The organism is Microbacterium sp. 77mftsu3.1 (assembly GCF_900100525.1).
Lineage (GTDB): Bacteria > Actinomycetota > Actinomycetes > Actinomycetales > Microbacteriaceae > Microbacterium > Microbacterium aquilitoris.
Window position 1 is genome coordinate 59,904 of the sequence record NZ_FNCR01000004.1, and the last position, 21,820, is coordinate 81,723.

Genomic DNA, 21,820 nt, shown 5'->3' on the forward strand with positions numbered 1-21,820 from the left:
CACCCTCGCTCGGGTGCCGGTCCGGACTCACCCATACAGTTCGAGCCAGCGGTACGCCTCGGCCTTCCACGGACCGTACCGCTCGGGGTAGGCCGAGATCTGCACCGCCTGCGCGGCGTCCCCGAACGCCATGTCCTCCCAGCCGTCGATGTCCAGCAGGCCGCGCGTGCGGTCGCCGTTCGGGTCAGACGGACCGCCGAAGAACGCGGCGGCGGATCGGCGGGGGTCGCGGATCTGCGTCTGCGTTCCCCAGCCGGCGCTCGGACGCTGCTGGAACAGTCCCAGCGAGTCCCGGTCTCCGCCGTCGAGGTTGCGGATCCACGACTCGACCATCGCGGTGGCGAGGGCGATCGCGATGCCGTCCCGGGAGACGCCGCGTTCCCGCCCGACGGAGATGATCGTCTTGATGTTCGCGATCTGCTCGCCGTCGAGGGCGGCGCGTGCCTTCCCGGCGGCCGCGGGTGCCGGCTTCGCGGTCGGGATGCGGAGCTTCTGCCCCGGGTAGATGATGGACCCCTCGTCCAGGCCGTTGGCCGCGAGGAGCCGCGCGAGACTGACGCCGCTTCGCGTCGCGATCGCCCACATCGTCTCCCCGGCGGACACCTCGTGCACGGGTCCGGCGGCCGGCGCGGCGACCACAGCGACGCGCGGCGCGGCGAGGGCGCGGACGATCAGCTTCTGCCCGGGGTGGATGGTCGTCGAGCCCCCCAGACCGTTCGCGCGGGACAGCGTCGACACACTGACGTCGTGACGAGCCGCGATGGACCAGAGCGTGTCGCCGCGACGCACGGTGTAGGTGGATGCCGCGGCAGGAGCCTTCGCTCGGGGCGCGGCATCCGTCCGGGCGGCCTTGGGGCCGAGCCGCAGCACGTCGCCGGGATGGATCACCGAACGCCAGCTGAGCCCGTTCCACGTGAGCACGTCGGCGGTCCGGACTCCGTGCGCTGCGGCGATGGCGCTGACGGTGTCGCCTCGCGCGACGACGTGCGTCTTGACGGATCGCGCAGCTGCCGCGGTCCCGACGACGTCGACCTTCGCGGTCGCGGAGGTCGGGCCGGCGTAGGCCCGAGCCGTCAGCGGTTCCGGAGCGGAGACCCGCCGCTCGTCGGCAGACGCAGCATCGAGGGGGAGGAGAGACAGTGAGAGGGCGATGGACCCGATCACCGCCGGGGCGCTTCTCTGAATCAGAGCAGCGGGAAGTACGTCGTTCCGGCGCACAGACATTCCTTCGTTCGGTCCCAGATCGGTGGATCCCCCCGCTGAAACCGTGACACGCCGATGTGACTGGTGTCAATCCATGAGACGGATGTGACTGGTGTTATGAGCGAGTGCGGGGTGGGAATGCGATAGTGGAGGGGTGAGTTCTGAGTCGCCCGTGTCCACTGACTGGCTGAGCCTTCCCGAATTGGTCGAGCTGACGGGAGAGCCGCTCGGGCGCGTCCGTCGCATGCTCGACGAGCACCAGCTCGTCGCGTCCCGCCGCTTCGGGGCGCCGCGCGTCCCGTCCGTCTTCCTCGTCGACGGCGCGCCCCTCTCGTCGCTCCGCGGCACGATCATCGTGCTGCACGACGCCGGTTTCTCGGACGACGAGGCGATCGACTGGCTGCTCGCCCCCGAGGAGTCCATCGGCTTCCCGCCGATCGAGGCACTCCGTCAGGGCCGTAAGAGCGAGGTCCGGCGCGTCGCGCAGTCGCTGGCCTGACGAGCGGATGCCGCGGCTCAGGCCGCGCGCACCGTCGCCGCCCGTGCGAGGTCGCGCAGTTCGCTGACCGCGCCGTTGCCGAGGCGTGCGCCGCGGAGGGCGCGATCGGCCTCTGCCGCCCACGCGGAAATCCGTTCCTCGACGAGGGCGAGCGCTCCGGTGTCGATGATGGTCTGCTGCAGATGGCCGACTTGTTCGGGTGACAGCTCGCGATCGCCGATGAGCTCGTCGAACACCCGGAGAGCGCCCGGCGCGAGCGAGGCCCGCGCGTACGCGATGAGGAGCGTCCGCTTCCCCTCGCGGAGGTCGTCGCCGACCGGCTTGCCCGTCACCGCGCTGTCCCCGAACACGCCGAGGACGTCGTCGCGCAGTTGGAAGGCGAGCCCGATGGGATGCCCGAAGTCGCCGAGCGCGCGGTACTGCTCGGCATCCGCTCCAGCGAGCGTGGCGCCGAGCTGCAGCGGATGCTGGACGCTGTACCGCGCCGACTTCAACGAGGCGACCCGGAGCGCGCGATCGGCGTGGGTCTCGACGGGGGCGGTGACGTACGCCGATTCCTCGGCGACGTCGAGGAACTGTCCGATCGTCACTTCGCGGCGCATGCGGGCGAACTCGCCGCGGGCGCGGTGGGCCCGGTCGGGATCGGCTTCGACCAGACCCTCCTCGAGCAGGTCGTCGCTCCACGCCACGAGCAGATCGCCCAGGAGGATCGCGGCCGACCGCCCGAACTCCTCGCCGTCGCCGGCCCACGCCTCCGATCGGTGCGCCGCCTCCCACGCGCGGTGCGACGCGGGTCGCCCGCGGCGGGTGTCGGAGCGGTCGATGACGTCGTCGTGGACGAGGGCGGCCGCGTGGAAGATCTCGAGGGCAGCGGATGCCGCGGTCACGACCTCGGGGATGTCGGGCGTGCCGCTCGTCCCGGCCGTCGCGACGGCCCGCCAGCCGGCGAGGCAGAACTTGGCGCGGAACCCTTTGCCGCCGGTGGCGGCGGACGCGCCGGACTCCACGAAGGCGCTGGCCTCTGCGCCGAAGTCGGCGGCGGCGTCGCGCTGTGCCTGCAGGAACCTCTCGACTCGCTGGGAAACGACGACGATCGGGTCGGGGAAGTGTGGCACGGGCCTAGCCTAGTGATCGCGCGCACGCGTACACTTGACTGACCGACCCGAGGGGGATGCATGCCACTGTCAGAGCAGGAGCAGCGTCTGCTGGACGAGATGGAACGCCATCTCATGCGCAACGATGCCGACGTAGTCAGCGCGGACCGGGGTACGGGTCCCCTCAGCTACCGGAACATCGTCTACGGCTCCGTTCTCGTGCTCCTCGGCATCGCCGGTCTGGTCGTCGGAGTCGCCACCTCGCTCATCGTGATCGGCGTCCTGGCTTTCGTCGTCATGGTCGTCGGCGTGGTCCTGGCCTTCACCCCCGCGAAGGGCGCCGCGGCGTCGCGCGCCGCCACGGGGACGCGGAAGCCGCGTGCCGCGCGCGCCCCCGCTTCCGCGTCGTTCATGGATCGGATGAACGATCGATGGGATCGCCGGAACGACGACCGATGAGCATCAGCCACCGATGAGCTGAGGCACTCCACCTCCCTCCACTTCAGAAGCACCGACCTCCGGGTCGGTGCTTTTTTTGTGTTCGCGTGACGGATGCCGGGGAGCCACTCGGCCCCGCCGTGGCGGATTTCCTGGCGTTGCGGCGGAAAGCAGTCGCAGAGTGGAGGGAAGTGGAGTAAAGTGGTGTCATCCTGGAGCGGGCCGGACGAAGGGGGTGACCGAGCGATGTTGTTGGGCACCCACACCCCCAAGCTGGACGACAAAGGTCGGGTCATCCTTCCGGCGAAGTTCCGCGACGACCTCGGCCCCGGCGTCGTGATCACCCGTGGCCAGGAGCGGTGCCTCTACGTGTTCAGCTCGGTCGAGTTCGAGCGCGTCTACGAGCGCATCCGCGAAGCTCCGCTGACGAACAAGCAGGCGCGCGACTTCCAGCGCATGTTCCTCTCGGGCGCGAGCGCCGAGAAGCCCGACTCGCAGAACCGCATCACCATCCCGCCCCACCTCCGCACCTACGCGGGGCTCGAGCGGGAACTGATCGTGACGGGTGTCGGCGCGCACGCCGAGATCTGGAACTCGGACGCGTGGAACGCCTACGCCGACAGCAACGAAGACACGTACTCGGACATGGAGCAGGAGGTGATCCCGGGACTCTTCTGATCCTCGACTGCGACTCCCAGCCGCACGCCCTGACGCACTTCCCCGGCGCCAGGTCGGAGCGGATGGGGATCGGGGTCGAGGACCTCTCGGAAACCGAAAGCACCATGGCACACGACGACATCCACACCCCCGTCCTGCTCAACCGCTGCGTCGAGCTGCTCGCTCCCGCCCTCCAGCGCGACGGCGCCGTCGTCGTCGACGCGACCCTCGGCATGGGCGGACACTCCGAGGCGCTCCTCGAGCGCTTCCCCGCCGTTCACCTCATCGGTCTGGACCGCGACACGGACGCTCTCCGCATCGCGGGGGAGAGGCTCGCCCGCTTCGGCGACCGCATCACCCTCGTGCACACCGTCTACGACGGCATCGCCGACGCTGTTCGCGGTGCCGGTTTCTCGCACGCGGACGGGATCCTCTTCGACCTCGGCGTCTCCTCACTGCAGCTGGACGAGGCGGACCGCGGATTCGCGTACTCGAAGGACGCACCGCTCGACATGCGGATGGATCAGACTGCCGGCACGACGGCGGCGGACATCGTCGCGACCTACGGCGAGGGCGACCTGCGACGGATCTTCGAACGCTACGGCGACGAGAAGCTCGCCGGTCGCTACGCCAGGGCGATCATCGCCGCTCGGCAGGAGGCTCCGATCGAGCGCTCCGCGCACCTCGTCGACATCCTCATCGCAGCCACCCCGATGGCCGTCCAGCGCGAGCGCAGCGGTCACCCCGCCAAGCGCGTCTTCCAGGCGCTGCGCATCGAGGTCAACGGCGAGCTGGCGGTGCTCGAGCGCGCCCTGCCGGCGGCCCTCGGCATCCTGCCCGTCTCAGGTCGGATCGTCGTCATGTCGTACCAGTCCCTCGAAGACCGACTCGTCAAGCGCGTGTTCGCCGAGTCGACCCGCTCCACCGCTCCTGCCGGGCTGCCGATCGAACCCCCCGAGCATGCCCCCCGTTTCCGGCTCCTCACCAAGGGTGCAGAGCTGGCGTCCGACGAAGAGAAGATCCGCAACCCGCGTGCCACCCCGGTGCGGCTGCGTGCGGCCGAGAGAGTGAGGGAGGCGTCATGAGCGCTTCTGCCCTGGCCACCACCGCCATCGAGACCGCACCCGACGAGGTCCTCCTCGGGTCGGCGGCGCCGTCCCTCCGACCGGTCGGTCGGTCGGGCGTCGGCATCGCTCCCCAGCCTCGCCGTCGTCCCCGTCGGGCGTTCGGCGTGATCGCCGTCGTCGGTGCTCTCGCGATCGCCGGCGTGCAGATGGGGCTCTCGATCGTGACGACCCAGGGCGCGTTCGAGGTGAAGGACCTCACCTCGCAGCAGCGCGACGCCAACTACCAGAAGCAGATCCTCGAGGACGAGGTCGCCGGACTCAGCTCGCCGCAGTACCTCGCCGCCAATGCGTCCGCGCTCGGCCTCGTCGCCGGCGGCGAGCCGAGCTACATCCGCCTGAGCGACGGCAAGACCCTCGGCCCGACGAAGGGTGCCTCGGACACCTCGTCGGTCCAGGCGCTGTCCCGCGCCGCCGTCTCGAACGCCCTCGTCGCGGGGGTCCCGCTCGTCACCGATCCGGAGGCGAGCCTCGACTCCGGCGCATCCCTCGACAAGGAGTTGCTGGCCAATACGCCGACACCCCCGTCGATCACCGACGGACTGCCGACCCCCGACACACACTGAGAACATGACGACCCGAGCAACCCGAAGCCCGCGCCGTCGCACCGTCGTCGCCCTCGCCGTCGTCCTCGTCGTCCTCGTCGCGTTCGTCGTCCGCCTGGTGGACATCCAGATCGTCAACGCCAGCCAGCACGTTGCGGACGCGTTCAGCAAGGGGATGCAGAAGACCTCCGAGCTGGAAGGTGCGCGCGGCTCGATCGTCGACACGAACGGTAAGCCGCTCGCGACGAGCATGCTGCGTTACAACGTGGCGATCGACCCGATGCTCGCAGCCAAGGGCATGTCGCTCCGCGACGAGAACGGTGCCGTCGTCAAGAACGATGCCGGCGAAGCCGAGACCGTCACCTGGCCCGAGATCGCGGCCCGGATCGCCGACGTCACGGGTCAGGACGTCGACGACGTGCGGGCGATCGTCGACGACGCCTACGCGAAACACCCCAAGAACCGGTATCAGGTGGTCAAGCGGCTCGTCTCGACGGCGGAGTTCCGCAAGCTCGCAGATCTGCAGATCCCCTTCCTCTCCTTCGAGCCCGTCGCCTCCCGGTCCTACCCGGACGGGGCGGTCGGCGGGAACATCATCGGCTTCGTCGGCTCGGACGGACAGCCCCTCGAGGGCGTGGAGAAGCTCCAGGACTCGTGCCTCGAACCCACGAGCGGCAGCATCAAGTACCAGCTGGGCGCCAACGGGGTCACCATCCCCGGCACAGCGGTCGAGAAGCCCGCGGTCGACGGCGGCACCCTGAAGCTGACGATCGACTCCGATCTGCAGTGGTACATGCAGCAGCTCATCGCCGAGGAGACCCAGCGGTACCAGGCCAACTGGGGCGGCATCCTCGTGATGGAGGTCGCCACGGGCAAGATCCGTGCGCTGGCCGAGACCGACACCGTGGACCCCAACGATCCCGGTGCCAGCGACTCCGCCGACCGCGGTTCGCGCCTCCTCCGGTTCTCGTTCGAGCCGGGCTCGACCTTCAAGCCCGTGACCGCGGCGACCGCGATCGAACAGGCCGGCGTGACCCCGGAGACGACGGTCACCGTCCCCGACCGGATGGTCTTCGACAACGGCGCCGTCGTCAACGACTCCGAGAACCACGCCACCCAGAACCTCACCCTCAACGGTGGCCTGGTCACCTCGTCCAACGTCGCCATGTCGCAGTTCGGCGCGATGGTCGACCCGCAGACCCGGTACGACTACCTGAAGAAGTTCGGTGCCGGTCAGCAGGACGGTCTGGGCTGGTCCGGTGAACCCGAACGCATCCTCAACCCCGCCGACACGTGGGACAACCAGACGAAGTACGCGACCACCTTCGGCCAGGCGTTCACCGTCACGGCCGTCCAGGTCGCCAACGCCTACCAGACCTTCGCCAACGGCGGTGTCCGGATGCCGGCATCCCTCGTCGAGTCGTGCACGAAGCCGGACGGCCACGTCGTGACGCCGAAGCTGGCGAAGCCCGAACGGGTCATCAAGGAGGAGACGGCGAAGGAGGTGTCTCTCATGCTCGAGAACGTGTTCGCGCAGGGAACGCTGGCCGACGACGTCGCCCTCCCCGGCTACCGGATGGGCGGCAAGACCGGCACCGCCCAGATCTCCGACGGCCACGGCGGCTACAAGAAGAACCTCTACTTCACGTCTCTCGTCGGCTTCGCTCCGGCGGAGGATCCGAAGTATGTTGTCCTGACGGTCTTCGACGAGCCCAAGAAGCAGCGCATGTCGTCGGCCAACCGCTCGGTGTTCAAGAAGGCGATGGCGCAGGTGCTCACGCACTACCGCGTCATGCCGTCGGGCTCGGAGACCCCCCTCCTGCCCGTCACAGGCTGAGCCCGAGCGCACGAGGAGAACACCCCAGCATGATCCGCATGACGCTCGCCGAGGTGACGCACGCCGTCGGCGGCACACTGCACGTCCACGGCACCGACACTCCCGAGACGGTCGTCTCAGGCAACGTCGACACCGACTCGCGCGAGATGGGGCCGGGCTCCGTCTTCGTCGCCAAGCCGGGTGACGTCACTGACGGCCACCTGTTCGTCGACGCAGCCGTCGCCTCCGGTGCGACCCTCGCCATCGTCGAACGTCCCGTGACGGCCGCCGTCTCGCAGATCGTCGTCGGCGACGCCGTGGCCGCCCTCGGCTCCTTGGCGCGCGAGGTGGTGGCGCGCGTGCGCGCCGGGGGAGACCTGCGCGTCGTGGGCATCACAGGCTCCAACGGCAAGACGACGACGAAGAACCTCCTCGCCCGCATCCTCGAGGACGAAGGTCCCACCGTCGCGCCCCGCGCGTCGTTCAACAACGAGGTGGGCGCCCCCGTCACGATGCTCCGCGTCACCGACGACACCCGCTTCCTCGTGAGCGAGCTGGGCGCCTCCCGTCCGGGTCGCATCGCCGAGCTCGCCGGACTCATCACCCCCGACATCGGCGCCGTCCTGATGGTGGGCCTCGCGCACGCAGGCGGGTTCGGCGGTGTCGAAGCCACGCAGAAGGCGAAGACCGAACTGGTCCAGGCCTTGCGACCCGGCGGCACCGCCGTCCTCAACGCCGATGACGCCCGCGTCGCCGCGATGGCGACGGCGGCCGACGAGCGCGGCGCCGCGGTTCGCTGGTTCGGCCGCGGGCCCGCCGCCGACGTCCGCGCCGAGGACGTCGAGGTCACGGCATCCGGGACCACTGCCACCGTCCACGTCGACGGCCGCAGCATCCCGCTCCACCTGCGCGTCCTCGGCGAGCACCACGTGATGAACGCGCTGGCCGCCATCACGGTCGCCCAGCTGCTCGGAGTCGACCCCGCCGACGCGATCGCCCGCATCGGGACGGTCGAGATCGCGGAGCGTTGGCGGATGCAGCCGCTCGGCACGGACAGCGTCCGCATCATCAACGACGCCTACAACGCGAGCCCCGACTCGATGGCCGCGGCGCTGCGGACGGTCGCACAGATCACCGCGCCCGGCCAGCGGAAGGTCGCGGTGCTGGGGGCCATGTCCGAGCTCGGCGAGCAGGCGGGCGAGGAGCACGATCGCATCGGGCTCCAGGCCGTGCGCCTGCGCTACGAGCGCATCGTCGTGATCGGCACCGCCGCGCGACGCCTCTTCCTGGCAGCGATCAGCGAAGGCTCGTGGGACGGCGAAGCCGTCTTCTTCGAGACCGCCGACGACGCCTACGACTACCTGACGGCCGAGCTGCGCGACGGTGATCGCGTGCTGGTGAAGTCTTCCAACTCCGCCGGGCTCAGGTTCCTCGGCGACCGTCTGGGAGAATTCTTCTCGTGAGATCCCTGCTGGCCGCCGCGACGATCTCGTTGGCCTTCACCCTGTTCCTGACCCCGCTGTTCATCCGGCTCTTCCGGAAGATCGGCTGGGGGCAGGTCATCCGCACCCCCGAGGACGCCCACAACCCGAGCCACCACACGAAGCGCGGGACGCCGACGATGGGCGGCATCGTCTTCATCCTGGGCACGATCGTCGGTTTCTTCGTCGGCAGCTACACCGGCGGCACCGAGCCCACGATCTCGGGCCTGCTCGTCCTCTGGATGATGGTCGGCCTCGGCATCATCGGCTTCATCGACGACTACATGAAGGTCCGTTCGCAGCGGAGCCTCGGTCTGTCGGGGTGGCGGAAGATCGTCGGTCAGATCGCCGTCGCCGTGCCGTTCGCCATCATGGCGCTCAACTTCAAGAACCAGTACGGCGAGACGCCCGGATCCGCGTACATCTCGTTCTTCCGCGACATCCCGACGCTCTCGTTCATGGCTCTCGGCGCGGTGGCGGGCTGGATCCTCTACCTCCTGTGGATCTCGTTCATGTCGGTCGCCTGGTCGAATGCGACGAACCTCACGGACGGGCTCGACGGCCTGGCGACGGGTGCCGGCATCTTCACGGTGTCCGCCTACAGCCTCGTGACGTTCTGGCAGCTGCAGCAGCGCTGCCATTCGGCCGCCCTCGTGACGGAATACACCGCAGCCTGTTACGACACGCGCGATCCCATGGGGCTCACGATCGTCGCCGCCTCGTTCGTCGGCGCCCTCGTCGGCTTCCTCTGGTGGAACGCTCCGAAGGCGAAGATGTTCATGGGTGATGTCGGGTCGATGGCGATCGGCGGCGTCATCGTCGCGATGGCCGTCCTCAGCCGCACCGAGATCCTCTCCATCATCCTCGCCGGCGTCTTCATCATCGCCCCCGCGTCGGTCATCCTGCAGCGGTACTACTTCAAGGCGACCGGCGGCAAGCGTCTCTTCCTCATGAGCCCGTTCCACCACCATCTCGAGATGCGTGGCTGGCCCGAGATCACGATCGTCGTACGGATGTGGGTCATCGCCGGCATCCTGGCGATCTTCGGCGTCGCCCTGTTCTACGCGGGCTGGCTGGCTGCACTGTGACCGCGGATCTCGCCCGCCTCACCAGTTGGCACGCCGACTGGTCGGGCCTGCGCGTCGCCGTCCTCGGCCTGTCGATGACGGGCTTCTCGGTCGCCGACACCCTGGCGGAGCTGGGATCGGACGTCCTCGTGGTCACGGAGGACGCCGGCGAGGAGTACTCCCGTCTCCTCCCGGTGATCGGCGCACGGCTGTGGGAGGGTCCCCTCGACTCCGTCCCCGACGAACTCGTCGCTCACCGTCCCGATGTCGTCATCGCCTCGCCGGGATTCCCGCCGCACCACCCTGTGGTGGCGTGGGCGCAGAACGCGGGCGTCGCCGTCTGGGGCGACATCGAGCTCGCCTGGCGCGTCCGCGACAAGGTCCTGCGGCCCGACGGAACCCCCGCAGACTGGGTGCTCATCACGGGCACGAACGGCAAGACCACGACCACCCAGCTCACCGCCACGATGCTCGTGGCCGGCGGCCTCCGCGCTGCGCCCTGCGGCAACATCGGGGTCCCCGTCCTCGACGCGGTGCGTGACCCGGCCGGGTTCGACGTCCTCGTGGTCGAGGTGTCGAGCCATCAGCTCTGGTACCTCGGTCTGCAGGACGGCGACGGTCGGGTGTCCCCGCACGCGAGCGTCTGTCTGAACCTGGCAGCCGACCACCTCGAGTGGCACGGCTCCTTCGACGCCTATCGGGATGCGAAGGCCGTCGTCTACCAGCGCACCCGCGTGGCCTGCGTCTACAACAAGAGCGACGTCGCGACGCGCGAGATGGTCGAGGATGCGGAGGTCGTCGAGGGATGCCGCGCCATCGGCTTCGATCTCGGCGTCCCGGGGCCGAGCGACCTCGGTGTCGTCGACGGCATCCTCGTCGACCGGGCGTTCCTCGAGGAGCGTCGCACGAACGCCCTGGAGCTCACGACGGTCGACGAGCTGGCGGAGGCGGGGCTCGCCGCACCGCACGTCGTCGCGAACATCCTGGCCGCCGCAGCGATCGCCCGCTCGTTCGACGTACCGCCGGCCGCCATCCGCGACGCGCTCCGCGGCTTCCGCCTCGACCCGCACCGGATCGAGGTCGTCGCGGTCGCGGGCGGTGTCACGTGGATCGACGACTCGAAGGCCACGAACCCGCACGCCGCGGCATCCTCGCTCCAGGCGTACCCCGGTGCCGTCTGGATCATCGGCGGTCTGCTGAAGGGCGTCGACATCGACGAACTGGTCGCCTCTCGCGGCCCCTCGGTGAAAGCCGCGATCGTCATCGGAGTCGAACGGTCCGAGATCGTCGCGGCTTTCGGGCGACACGCCCCGACGGTGCCGCTGTTCGAGGTCGACCACGCTCAGACTGAGGACGTCATGACCGAGGTCGTCGCCCGTGCGGCGGACGTCGCGCACGACGGAGACGTGGTCCTCCTCGCTCCGGCAGCGGCATCCTTCGACCAGTTCGCCTCGTACTCGGATCGCGGCCGGCGCTTCGCCGCCGCGGTGAACGCACGGATCGGAAAGGACGCCGGTGACAACCACGACCGACCGTCCGGCCCCGTCGGATCCGGCTGACCGCGGCTCGTCCGCCTTCACGGCGCGCGTCGCCCTCGGCAAGGTCTTCGCACCGGTCCCGAGCGAGTTCCTGCTCATCGCCTCGACGGCGCTGATCCTGACGATCTTCGGACTCGTGATGGTGCTGTCGGCGACCATGGCGACAGGGGCCGAGGGAGGGCCGTTCCAGACGGTGCTCCGACAGGCGATGTTCGCGGTCCTCGGCGTCCCGCTCATGTTCGTGTTCAGCCGGCTGCCGGTCCTGTTCTGGAAGCGGATCTCCTGGATCGCCCTGGGCGTCGCGCAGGCTTTCCAGCTGCTGGTGTTCACGGGCCTCGGCTACGACTTCGACGGCAACCGCAACTGGATCTCGATCGCCGGGGTCCAGGCGCAGCCGTCCGAGTTCCTGAAGCTCGCCTTCGCCCTCTGGCTCGGCTACGTCCTCTACCGGAAGCACACGCTTCTCGGCCTCTGGCGCCACGTCTTCATCCCGGTCGTTCCGGTCTCGATCATGGTGATCGGCTCGGTCCTGGCCGGCAAGGACCTCGGTACGGCCATGATCCTCGTGCTGATCCTGCTCGGCGCGCTCTTCTTCTCGGGCGTCAAGCTCCGGGTGTTCGTCATCCCCGTGGTCGCCGCCGTCGTGATCGTCGGATTCCTGGCGCTGACGAGCGCCAACCGCATGGCGCGCATCACGAGCTTCCTCAACCCGAACTGCCTCGACGACTATTACAACGGCTGCTATCAACCGCTCCACGGCATCTGGGGGCTCGCCAGCGGCGGCGTCTTCGGCCTCGGCCTCGGGAACTCGCGTGAGAAGTACGCGTGGTTGCCCGCCGCATCCCACGACTACATCTTCGCGATCGTCGGTGAGGAACTCGGTCTCATCGGCTGCATAGTCGTGCTCGCCCTGTTCACCCTGTTCGCCGTCGGCGCGTTCCACGTCATCCGCAAGACGAACGACCCGTTCATCCGCATCGCCGCGGGCGGGATCACCGTATGGGTCGTCGGACAGGCCCTCATCAACATCGGCGTCGTGCTCCGGGTGTTCCCGGTGCTCGGCGTCCCGCTGCCGTTCATGTCGCAGGGCGGCACGTCGCTCGTGTCCGTGCTCATGGCCTGCGGCGCACTGCTGGCGTTCGCGCGCACGCTGCCGGCGGCCCCGCCGGTGGCGCCGGCACCCCGCCGGTAGGCTCGATCCGGTGACCACGTACCTTCTGGCCGGCGGCGGGACCGCGGGCCACGTCAATCCGCTGCTCGCCGTCGCCGACGCTCTGACCGCGCGCGAGCCCGGCGCGACCGTCCTCGTCCTCGGGACGCGCGAGGGACTCGAGGCGCGGCTGGTGCCGCAGCGCGGTTACGAGCTGCTCTTCGTCGACAAGGTGCCGTTCCCGCGTCGACCGGATGCCGCGGCCCTCCGCTTCCCGGCGCGTTTCGCGCGCGCGGTGCGCCAGGTCCGATCGCACATCCGCGAGCGCGGGGTGGACGTGGTCGTCGGCTTCGGCGGGTACGCCTCGGCCCCCGCCTACATCGCCGCGGGGCGCGCCGGCGTTCCCGTCGTCGTGCACGAGGCCAACGCCAAGCCGGGGCTCGCCAACGTGCTGGGCGCGCGGCGAGCCGCGGCATCCGGGGTCGCCTTCGAGGGGACGCCCCTGCGGGGAGCGGAAGTCGTCGGGATGCCGCTGCGGCCCGAAATCGTGCATCTCGACCGAGCCGCCCTGCGGGATGAGGCGGCAACCGCCTTCGGACTCGACGCGGACCGGCCGGTCCTCCTCGTCTTCGGCGGGTCGCTGGGCGCCGTCCGCATCAACCGTGCCCTCGCCGATTCCTGGCAGGACGTCGTCGCCGCGGGATGGCAGATCCTCCACGCGGCGGGGGAGCGCAACGACATCGCCGACCCGGGCGATCCGGCCTACCGCGTCGTCCCGTACATCGACCGGATGGACCTCGCCTTCGCCCTGGCAGATGCGATCGTGTCGCGATCCGGAGCGGCGACCGTGAGCGAGATCAGCGCCCTCGGCATCCCGGCCGTCTACGTCCCGTACGCGGTCGGTAACGGCGAACAGGCCCTCAACGCCGCGTCCGCCGTCGCGGCCGGGGCGGCCGTCCTCGTCCCCGACGCGGAGCTGAGCGGGGATCGCATCCGTTCGTCGGTGGTGCCGCTCCTCACGGATGCCGCAGCGCTCGACCGGATGCGCGCGGCCGCGACCGCGGTCGGAACGCGCACCGGCAGCGAGAACGTCGTCGCGCTCATCGATCGCGCCCTGGCCCGCTGACGCGGCGCCGGCTCCAGCGCGCCGCAGCATCCTCCCGGCGGGCCCGACCTAGACTTGACGGGCCATGATTCGCCCCGATCTCTCGCTCCCCATCCCCACGGACATCACCGCCGCGCACTTCATCGGGATCGGCGGTTCCGGGATGTCGGGACTCGCCGGGATGTTCCTCGACCGCGGCATCCGCGTGTCGGGGTCCGACCGTTCCGACAGCGACGCGATGCGCGCTCTCGCGTCCCGCGGCGCCGTCGTCCACGTCGGTCACGACGCGGCGAACCTGCCCGACGACGTCGACGCGGTGGTCTTCACGGGCGCGATCTGGCCCGAGAACCCCGAGTACCTCCGGGCCAAGGAGCGCGGCGTCGCCGTCATCCACCGTTCGCAGGCGCTCCACTGGCTCGTCGGCGGCCGCCGGCTGGTGAGCGTCGCCGGGGCGCACGGCAAGACGACGTCGACGGGCATGATCGTGACGGCGCTCCGGGCGATCGGAGCCGATCCGACCTTCGTGAACGGCGGCGTCATCTCTTCGATCGGCGTCTCGAGCGGCACCGGGTCCGACGACCTCTTCGTCATCGAGGCGGATGAATCCGACGGATCCTTCCTGCTCTACGACACGGCCGTCGCGCTCATCACGAACGTCGACCCCGACCACCTCGACCACTGGGGGTCGCGCGAGGCGTTCTACGAGGGTTTCATCCGGTTCGCGGATGCCGCCTCCCAGGCCGTCGTCATCTCCTCCGACGACCCCGGTGCCCGCGAGGTCGCGGCCTCGCTCTCGCACCCGAACGTCGTGTCGTTCGGAACGTCCGCCGACGCCGACGTCCGCGTGACCGACATCGTCACCGAGGGACCGGTGTCCTTCACCGTCCATCACGGGGGACAGGCGGCATCCGGTGCCCTCGCTGTTCCCGGTGCGCACAACGCCATCAACGCCGCCGGCGCCGTCGCCGTCCTGCTCACGCTGGGGTACGACCTCGAACCAGCGCTCCGTGCGGTCGAGGAGTTCGGCGGCACGGTCCGGCGGTTCGAGCTCCACGGCATCCGCGCGGGCGTGTCGGTCTACGACGATTACGCGCACCACCCGACCGAGGTCGACGCCGCATTGTCCGCGGCTCGCACGGTCGTCGGCGAGGGGCGCATCATCGCGCTCCACCAGCCCCACACCTACTCCCGCACGCAGGCGATGTACCGCGAGTTCGCCGAGGTGCTCGAATCCCGCGCCGACCACACGGTCGTCCTCGACGTCTACGGCGCGCGCGAGGACCCCGTGCCGGGCGTCACCGGCGAACTGGTGAGCGGCGCGTTCGCCGATCAGGATCGGGTGCACTTCGTCACCGACTGGCAGCAGGCGGCCGAGTACACCGCATCCGTCGCCCAGCCGGGGGATTACGTCATCACCCTCGGATGCGGCGACGTGTACCGCATCATCCCGCAGGTGCTCGACGCCCTCGGGCAAGGGCAGGACTGACGATGCGGCGGCCGTCCCCGCTCCCGTCGACGCCGCCGGCAGGTCAGCGACGCGAGGCGCTCCCGGAGCGGCCGCGGCGGCGTGAGGCCATCCCTGAGCCGCCCGCGGTCGAGGCTCCCGCCGCCGAGCCGACGCCATCCGAGCCCGCTGTCGCCGAACCGCCCGTCGCGACGGGGCGTCTGGCTCCCGTCGTCCCGTTCGACGCCTCCCCGACCCCCGCCGACGACGCGCAGGCAGAAGCGGATGCCGAGACGGAGCGTCCGCTCGGCGTCCGCGATGTCTGGGCTGCGGCTCGGGCTCGTCGCCGCGCGTTGCGCCGCGAGGTCCGGCGCTTCACGGTGCGCCAGCGCCGCCGACGGTACGCCTGGCTCGGAGCCCTCGCTGCCGTCGTCCTGGTCGGGCTCGGCGCTGTCGCGACGGCCTACAGTCCGCTTTTCGCGGTGTCGAAGATCACGGTGCTGGGCACGGATCGCCTGGCCCCCGCCGCCGTCGAACAGGCGCTCTCGGGGGAGATGGGGACTCCGCTCGCCCTCGTCGACTCGAGCGCCGTCAAGGCGGCGCTCGTCGCGTTCCCTCTCGTGGAGAGTTACTCCATCGAGGCGAGGCCGCCCCAGGAACTCGTCGTCCGCATCGTCGAGCGGACGCCTGTCGGTGTCGTGAAGACGAAAGCGGGTGCCTCTCTCGTCGACGCGGCCGGAGTCGTGCTGGGCACCACGAAGGACGCACCCGAGGGGTATCCCGTCATCGATGCCGCGGGCGGCGCCGGGTCGCGCACCTTCCGTGCCGTCGGAGCCGTCTACCGGTCCCTGCCGGTGGATCTGAAGGCCGCGGTCACGGCGATGTCGGCGACCACTCCGGATGACGTCACACTCACGATCGACGGCGCGGACGTCGTCTGGGGGAGCGTCGAGGATGCCGTCGAGAAGGCGCGCGTGCTGAAGGCGGCGATGGCGGCTCGGCCGCCGTCGAAGGTCGAGGAGTACGACATCTCCTCGCCCGATGCGGTCGTCATCCGCTGACTCGAGAATCCGATCCGACGACACGCCGCCACGGTGCGGGCGGCCGCCCCGTCGCCGCATACCTTCGGAATCAGGAATTGCATACTCGGCAATTCTTTAAACCTCTGGTTGAGGTTGAAGGTTTGCACTCGAGGTTCAGGACGATACGGAGGCCGGCGTGAGCCAGAACCAGAACTACCTTGCTGTGATCAAGGTCGTTGGCGTGGGTGGTGGCGGTGTCAACGCCGTCAACCGCATGATCGAGCTCGGCCTTCGCGGCGTCGAGTTCATCGCCGTCAACACGGACGCACAGGCGCTGCTCATGAGCGACGCCGACATCAAGCTCGACGTGGGACGTGAGCTCACTCGCGGTCTCGGCGCCGGCGCCGACCCCGAGGTGGGCCGTCGCGCCGCCGAGGATCACGCCGAGGAGATCGAAGAGGCCCTCGCCGGTGCCGACATGGTCTTCGTGACCGCGGGCGAGGGTGGTGGCACCGGTACCGGTGGCGCACCCGTCGTCGCACGGATCGCGAAGTCGATCGGCGCCCTCACGATCGGTGTCGTCACGAAGCCCTTCTCTTTCGAGGGTCGTCGCCGTCAGACCCAGGCCGAGTCCGGCGTCTCGAAGCTGAAGGAAGAGGTCGACACCCTCATCGTCGTCCCGAACGACCGCCTCCTCGAGATCAGCGACCGCGGCATCTCGATGATCGAGGCGTTCGCCACGGCCGACCAGGTGCTCCTCGCCGGTGTGCAGGGCATCACCGACCTGATCACCACCCCGGGTCTCATCAACCTCGACTTCGCCGACGTCAAGTCGGTCATGCAGGGCGCGGGCTCCGCGCTCATGGGCATCGGCTCGGCGCGCGGCGCCGACCGTGCGATCAAGGCCGCCGAGCTCGCGGTCGAATCCCCTCTCCTCGAGGCGTCGATCGAGGGCGCCCACGGTGTTCTCCTCTCGATCCAGGGCGGCTCGAACCTCGGCATCTTCGAGATCAACGACGCAGCCCAGTTGGTGAAGGAGGCCGCGCACCCCGAGGCCAACATCATCTTCGGTACGGTCATCGACGACACCCTCGGCGACGAGGTGCGGGTGACCGTCATCGCCGCCGGCTTCGACGGTGGCGAGCCCCAGGTGAAGGTCGAGCCGATCACGGCCAGCCGCCCGGCATCCGCCCCGGTCCTGCCGCCGCTGCCGGCGGACACGGTGGCTCGCGACCTCGCAGCCGCCGAGAAGGCCGGTTCGCGTGAGTCGGTGTCCGTGTCCGCGCCGTCCTCGTCGAGTGACTACGACTCGGCGTTCGGCGACGACGACCTCGACATCCCCGACTTCCTGAAGTAACCGGATCGTGGATCTGCGTTCGCGGCTCGCCGACATCGACGCGCGCATCTCGGATGCCGCTCGGTCGGCGGGCCGCGATCCATCGGGGATCACCCGGATCGTCGTCACGAAGTTCCACCCCGTCGAGCTCGTCCAAGAGCTCGCCGGGCTCGGCGTGACCGACGTCGGGGAGAACCGCCAGCAGGAGCTCAGCGCGAAGCGCGAGACCTACGACGGTGTGCCGCTCCGCTGGCACTTCATCGGGCAGGCGCAGACCAACAAGGCGAAGGCCGTCCGGAGGGATGCCGACGCCGTGCACTCGCTCGATCGGGCCCGCCTCGCCGACGCGCTGCACGCGGCACGCCCCGACGACGACGGCGACAGGCTCGACGTGCTCATCCAGGTCAATCTGACCGAGGATCCCGGACGAGGGGGAGTCGCGCCCTCGGGCGTCACGGAACTCGCCGAGCACATCGCCGCGACGTGTCCGTCGCTGCGCCTCCGCGGCATCATGGCCGTCGCGCCGCTGGACGAAGAGCCGGCTCCGGCCTTCTCGCGGCTGGCCACCTATGCCGACCGCATCCGCACCGTGGTGCCGGATGCCGACTGGATTTCCGCCGGCATGACCGGCGATTTCGCCGAGGCGATCGCAGCGGGTGCGACACACCTGCGGATCGGTTCGGCAATCACGGGCCCGAGGCCCGTGCACGGATAGCCTCGTCACAGACGAGCAATACGGAGGATGCGATGTCGAACCCGCTCAAGAAGACCATGGTGTACCTGGGCCTCGCCGACGAGGAAGAGGTCTACGAGGAGCCGGCTCCCCGCCGCGAGAGTCGGGAGAAGCAGGTCGAGAACAAGACGGCGCCGGTGACGCCCATCCACCGCCCCGCGGTCGTCCGTCAGCCCGCTCCGGCGACGGTGAGCGAGATCGTCACGGTCCACCCCAAGCAGTACCGCGACGCGCAGGCGATCGCCGAGAACTTCCGCGACGGCATCCCGATCATCATCAACCTCTCGCAGATGAGCGACGCCGACGCGCGACGCCTGATCGACTTCGCGAGCGGTCTTTCGCTGGGTCTGTACGGACGTATCGAGCGCGTGACGAGCAAGGTCTTCCTGCTGTCGCCCGAGAACGTCGCAGTGTCCGGCGAAGGCGCGATCGCTCAGGGCGACGCGGACTCCGCCCCCTTCACGCACTGACGCCGTGTCGGTCATCGGCCTCATCGCCGGGATCCTCAACGCGCTCCTGCTCATCTACGTGCTGTTCCTCCTGGCACGTCTGGTTCTGGAGTACATCCCGATGTTCAATCGGGAGTGGCGTCCGCGCGGCGGCTGGCTCGTCGTTGCGGAAGTCGTGTTCACTGTGACGGACCCGCCCATCAAGTTCTTCCGCCGCTTCATCCCCCCACTGCGCATCGGTCCGATCGCACTGGATCTCGCGTTCCCCCTCACGATGCTCTGCTGCTTCGTGCTGCTGTCCATCACGCAGGTCCTGAGCCGCGTCTGACCGACCTGTCGTCGCACCCGTGACAGCCGCGGACTATGCTGTCGGGGTACGGCTCGCGCCTCGCGGGTCTTCGTTGACCGGCCCGCTTCCTGAGCCCCGAAAGAGGAAAGACACATGCCTTTGACTCCCGAAGACGTCGTCACCAAGCAGTTCCAGCATGTTCGCTTCAAAGAGGGTTTCGACCCCGATGAGGTCGACGACTTCCTCGACGAGATCGTCGTCGAGTGGCGCAAGACGATCGCTGAGAACGAAGAACTGAAGGCGAAGCTCGCCGCGTTCGAGTCCGGTGAGACGTCCGCCCCGCAGACCGAGTCCGCACCGCAGGCCGAGGCCGCACCGCAGACCGAACTCCTCGAAGAGGTTCCCGCTGCCGAGCCCGCCGCGGAGGCTCCCGCCTCGTCCGGCTCCGCTCCCGTCGCCGCGTCGGCCGGCATCATCGAGCTGGCCCAGCGCCTGCACGACGAGCACGTCGCCGAGGGCAAGGCGCAGAAGGAGAAGCTCATCTCCGAGGCGCAGGCCGAAGCCGACGCCATCCTCAACGACGCACGCTCGAAGGCGCGCGACGAGATCACCCGCCTCGAGAGCGAGCGCGGCACCCTCGAGAGCCGTATCAGCGAGCTTCGTCAGTTCGAGCGCGACTACCGCGTTCAGCTGCGCGGGTTCATCGAAGAGAAGCTGCGCGACCTCGACGTCGCCGGCACCTCGGGTTCGACGCCCATCTCCGCGTCCTGACCACTCGCACGTTGTCGAGCCGAACGTCCGCGAAGCGGACGACACTGCGCGCCGCAGCGGCCGGCACCACCATCGCGATCCTCGCGGTGCTGGTGCTGGCCGCTGATCAGTTCACCAAGTACCTCGCCCTCCAGAACCTGCCCGAGCGGCAGGCCGTGCCGGTCCTCGGGGACTTCCTCCAGCTCTATCTGACGTTCAACCCCGGTGCGGCGTTCTCCCTGGGGGAGGGCGTGACCTGGGTGTTCACCCTCGTCCTCGCCGCCGCGGCCCTGACGATCGTCGCTCTCGCGGCGACCCGTGTGCGCTCCCGCGCCTGGGCCATCGTGCTCGGCCTTCTCCTCGGCGGCATCCTCGGGAACCTCACCGATCGGCTGCTGCGTGCGCCGGGTTTCCTCGTCGGGCACGTCGTGGACTTCATCCACACCCCCTGGCTGTGGCTGTGGTTCCCGTCGGCCATCTACAACATCGCCGACATGTTCATCGTCACGATGATGATCGCTGTCGCCGTCCTGGTGCTGCTCGGCCGTCGGTTCGACGGCACCCGTGAGAAGGATGCCGCGACCGCGGACGCCGCCGACGCGGACGTCCCGGCACGCGCGGACCCTCATGCCCAGCCGTAGTCTCCCCGTCCCCGACGGGCTCGACGGCACGCGGGTGGATGCCGCCCTCGCCAAGCTCCTCGGATTCTCGCGGACCTTCGCGGCCGAGGTCGCCGAGGGTGGCGGTGTCCAGCAGGACATGCGTCCCGTCGGCAAGTCCGACAAGCTCGTCGCCGGCGCCTGGCTGCAGGTCGACTGGGAGGACAAGCGCGGACCCGAGATCGTCCCGATCGCGGTCCCCGACCTCGGCATCGTCCACGACGACGACGAGATCGTCGTCGTCGACAAGCCCGCCGGTGTCGCTGCCCACCCGTCGCTTGGCTGGGAGGGTCCGACGGTCGTCGGCGCCCTCGCCGCATCCGGTTTCCGCATCGCCACCTCCGGGGCTTCCGAGCGCCAGGGCGTGGTCCATCGGCTGGACGTGGGGACGAGCGGCTTGATGGTGGTGGCGAAGACCGAGCGCGCCTACACGGCGCTCAAGCGCGCCTTCAAAGAGCGGGAGGTCGACAAGATCTACCACACGGTGGTGCAGGGGCATCCCGACCCCCTCGTCGGCACGATCGACGCTCCGATCGGCCGGCATCCGAACCACTCGTGGAAGTTCGCGGTCGTCCCCGACGGCAAGGACTCGGTGACCCACTACGAGACGCTCGAGGCGTTCCCGCGGGCCTCGCTGCTCGAGGTGCATCTCGAGACCGGCCGCACGCACCAGATCCGCGTGCACATGGCCGCGCACCGGCATCCCTGCGTCGGCGATCCGCTCTATGGCGGCGACCCGACTCTGGCCCAGCGTCTGGGGCTCACCCGTCAGTGGCTCCACGCCCGCGAGCTCGCGTTCGCCCACCCGGCGACGGGAGACTGGGCGACCTTCCGCTCGGACTACCCGGCCGACCTGGCCGGGGCGCTGGAGATCCTCCGCGACCAGTGAGGGCCTGCGAGTGAACGCCCCGCGAGTGATGAGGGCTCAGCGGCCGCCGGTGAACGACGCAGGGTCGTCCTCGGCGATCGCGAGCGCGATCTTGCGCACGTGGGTCTGATCGACCTCGACGAGTTCACCGAGCCCGTACCAGCCGACCTCGGTCAGCTCGCCGTCGGCGGGATGCGGATCGCCCGAGACCCAGTCGCACCGGAAGACGAGATCGAGGTAGTCGACCTCGTCGCCGTTCGCGTAGACGATGCGGGGGATCTGTTGCACAGCCGCCAGCCGCGTCGCCCGGACGACCACTCCCGCCTCTTCGAGGCATTCGCGGACGGCGGTGTCGGCGGGCTCCTCGCCGGGTTCGACGATCCCCGAGACAGCCTGCCATTCGCCGTTGTCGGCGCGTTTGCCGAGCAGGACCTTCTCGTCGCGGAAGACGATCGCTGTCACCCCGACGAGGGGGAGCGGAGCGGTGCCGATCTTCTCGCGCAGCGCGAGGACGAACTCGGGGGTGGTCATGTGGACCAGCCTAGGCGCCGTG

General features: G+C 69.6%; 23 protein-coding genes. 20 read left to right on the top strand and 3 right to left on the bottom strand.

All coding sequences use genetic code 11. From position 1 onward, the window contains the following. Positions 1-27: 27 nt before the first annotated feature. Positions 28-1,164 carry a LysM peptidoglycan-binding domain-containing protein gene (locus tag BLR68_RS11085; protein WP_018186446.1) on the bottom strand — a complete coding sequence of 379 codons (1,137 nt, stop codon included), beginning with the start codon at positions 1,162-1,164 and terminating at the stop codon, positions 28-30. A 211-nt stretch (positions 1,165-1,375) separates the two neighbouring features. Between BLR68_RS11085 and BLR68_RS11090 the strand changes: the two genes are divergently transcribed. Next, positions 1,376-1,702 carry an Rv2175c family DNA-binding protein gene (locus BLR68_RS11090; RefSeq protein WP_018186447.1) on the top strand — a complete coding sequence of 109 codons (327 nt, stop codon included), beginning with the start codon at positions 1,376-1,378 and terminating at the stop codon, positions 1,700-1,702. Between the two features lie 17 nt (positions 1,703-1,719). Here the strand turns inward: BLR68_RS11090 and BLR68_RS11095 are convergent, their stop codons facing one another. After that, on the bottom strand, positions 1,720-2,817 hold the full coding sequence (locus BLR68_RS11095) for a polyprenyl synthetase family protein (protein ID WP_018186448.1): 1,098 nt from the start codon (positions 2,815-2,817) through the stop codon (positions 1,720-1,722). Positions 2,818-2,877: 60 nt separating this feature from the next. Here BLR68_RS11095 and BLR68_RS11100 point away from each other — a divergent pair, with 60 nt between their 5' ends. From BLR68_RS11100 to BLR68_RS11190, 19 genes are all read left to right on the top strand, one after another. After that, positions 2,878-3,255: a DUF3040 domain-containing protein gene (locus tag BLR68_RS11100; protein WP_018186449.1), complete on the top strand. Its 378-nt coding sequence runs from the start codon at positions 2,878-2,880 to the stop codon at positions 3,253-3,255. 225 nt (positions 3,256-3,480) lie between these two features. Then, positions 3,481-3,912 carry a division/cell wall cluster transcriptional repressor MraZ gene (gene mraZ, locus BLR68_RS11105; RefSeq protein WP_018186450.1) on the top strand — a complete coding sequence of 144 codons (432 nt, stop codon included), beginning with the start codon at positions 3,481-3,483 and terminating at the stop codon, positions 3,910-3,912. 62 nt (positions 3,913-3,974) lie between these two features. Continuing rightward, on the top strand, positions 3,975-4,976 hold the full coding sequence (rsmH, locus tag BLR68_RS11110; RefSeq protein ID WP_018186451.1) for a 16S rRNA (cytosine(1402)-N(4))-methyltransferase RsmH: 1,002 nt from the start codon (positions 3,975-3,977) through the stop codon (positions 4,974-4,976). Beyond that, positions 4,973-5,581 carry a cell division protein FtsL gene (locus BLR68_RS11115; protein ID WP_018186452.1) on the top strand — a complete coding sequence of 203 codons (609 nt, stop codon included), beginning with the start codon at positions 4,973-4,975 and terminating at the stop codon, positions 5,579-5,581. Before rsmH ends, BLR68_RS11115 begins: the two co-directional genes overlap by 4 nt. 4 nt (positions 5,582-5,585) lie before the next feature. Further along, positions 5,586-7,397: a peptidoglycan D,D-transpeptidase FtsI family protein gene (locus tag BLR68_RS11120; protein WP_018186453.1), complete on the top strand. Its 1,812-nt coding sequence runs from the start codon at positions 5,586-5,588 to the stop codon at positions 7,395-7,397. 29 nt (positions 7,398-7,426) lie between these two features. Next, on the top strand, positions 7,427-8,839 hold the full coding sequence (gene murF, locus BLR68_RS11125; RefSeq protein WP_018186454.1) for a UDP-N-acetylmuramoyl-tripeptide--D-alanyl-D-alanine ligase: 1,413 nt from the start codon (positions 7,427-7,429) through the stop codon (positions 8,837-8,839). Continuing rightward, positions 8,836-9,945: a phospho-N-acetylmuramoyl-pentapeptide-transferase gene (gene mraY / locus BLR68_RS11130; protein ID WP_018186455.1), complete on the top strand. Its 1,110-nt coding sequence runs from the start codon at positions 8,836-8,838 to the stop codon at positions 9,943-9,945. The genes murF and mraY overlap by 4 nt, the downstream gene beginning before the upstream one ends. Next, on the top strand, positions 9,942-11,483 hold the full coding sequence (gene murD / locus BLR68_RS11135; protein ID WP_018186456.1) for a UDP-N-acetylmuramoyl-L-alanine--D-glutamate ligase: 1,542 nt from the start codon (positions 9,942-9,944) through the stop codon (positions 11,481-11,483). The genes mraY and murD overlap by 4 nt, the downstream gene beginning before the upstream one ends. Further along, complete coding sequence (gene ftsW / locus BLR68_RS11140; RefSeq protein ID WP_018186457.1) at positions 11,440-12,654, top strand: putative lipid II flippase FtsW; 1,215 nt, start codon at positions 11,440-11,442, stop codon at positions 12,652-12,654. The genes murD and ftsW overlap by 44 nt, the downstream gene beginning before the upstream one ends. Positions 12,655-12,664: 10 nt before the next feature. Further along, the gene (locus BLR68_RS11145) at positions 12,665-13,738 is read left to right on the top strand and encodes a UDP-N-acetylglucosamine--N-acetylmuramyl-(pentapeptide) pyrophosphoryl-undecaprenol N-acetylglucosamine transferase (protein ID WP_018186458.1); all 1,074 of its coding nucleotides are present in this window, start codon (positions 12,665-12,667) and stop codon (positions 13,736-13,738) included. 64 nt (positions 13,739-13,802) lie between these two features. Beyond that, entirely contained in the window at positions 13,803-15,203 is a 1,401-nt protein-coding gene (gene murC / locus BLR68_RS11150; protein WP_018186459.1) for a UDP-N-acetylmuramate--L-alanine ligase, read from the top strand. A gap of 2 nt (positions 15,204-15,205) precedes the next feature. Then, the gene (locus BLR68_RS11155; protein WP_018186460.1) at positions 15,206-16,222 is read left to right on the top strand and encodes a cell division protein FtsQ/DivIB; all 1,017 of its coding nucleotides are present in this window, start codon (positions 15,206-15,208) and stop codon (positions 16,220-16,222) included. A 157-nt stretch (positions 16,223-16,379) separates the two neighbouring features. Continuing rightward, positions 16,380-17,540 (top strand): cell division protein FtsZ, encoded by a 1,161-nt coding sequence (gene ftsZ / locus BLR68_RS11160; protein ID WP_018186461.1) that lies wholly within the window; start codon positions 16,380-16,382, stop codon positions 17,538-17,540. 7 nt (positions 17,541-17,547) lie between these two features. Beyond that, positions 17,548-18,234 (top strand): YggS family pyridoxal phosphate-dependent enzyme, encoded by a 687-nt coding sequence (locus BLR68_RS11165; protein ID WP_018186462.1) that lies wholly within the window; start codon positions 17,548-17,550, stop codon positions 18,232-18,234. Between the two features lie 32 nt (positions 18,235-18,266). Continuing rightward, on the top strand, positions 18,267-18,722 hold the full coding sequence (locus BLR68_RS11170) for a cell division protein SepF (RefSeq protein ID WP_018186463.1): 456 nt from the start codon (positions 18,267-18,269) through the stop codon (positions 18,720-18,722). A 4-nt stretch (positions 18,723-18,726) separates the two neighbouring features. Further along, a complete protein-coding gene (locus BLR68_RS11175; RefSeq protein ID WP_018186464.1) occupies positions 18,727-19,029 on the top strand; it encodes a YggT family protein in 303 nt (100 codons plus the stop codon). Positions 19,030-19,143: 114 nt separating this feature from the next. Further along, positions 19,144-19,761: a DivIVA domain-containing protein gene (locus BLR68_RS11180; RefSeq protein ID WP_018186465.1), complete on the top strand. Its 618-nt coding sequence runs from the start codon at positions 19,144-19,146 to the stop codon at positions 19,759-19,761. An 11-nt stretch (positions 19,762-19,772) separates the two neighbouring features. Beyond that, on the top strand, positions 19,773-20,381 hold the full coding sequence (gene lspA / locus BLR68_RS11185; protein WP_018186466.1) for a signal peptidase II: 609 nt from the start codon (positions 19,773-19,775) through the stop codon (positions 20,379-20,381). After that, on the top strand, positions 20,368-21,288 hold the full coding sequence (locus BLR68_RS11190; protein ID WP_026302829.1) for an RluA family pseudouridine synthase: 921 nt from the start codon (positions 20,368-20,370) through the stop codon (positions 21,286-21,288). Before lspA ends, BLR68_RS11190 begins: the two co-directional genes overlap by 14 nt. Before the next feature lie 36 nt (positions 21,289-21,324). On the opposite strand, the gene BLR68_RS11195 is transcribed toward BLR68_RS11190, so the two are convergent. Next, a complete protein-coding gene (locus tag BLR68_RS11195; protein WP_018186468.1) occupies positions 21,325-21,798 on the bottom strand; it encodes an NUDIX hydrolase in 474 nt (157 codons plus the stop codon). Positions 21,799-21,820 lie beyond the last annotated feature (22 nt).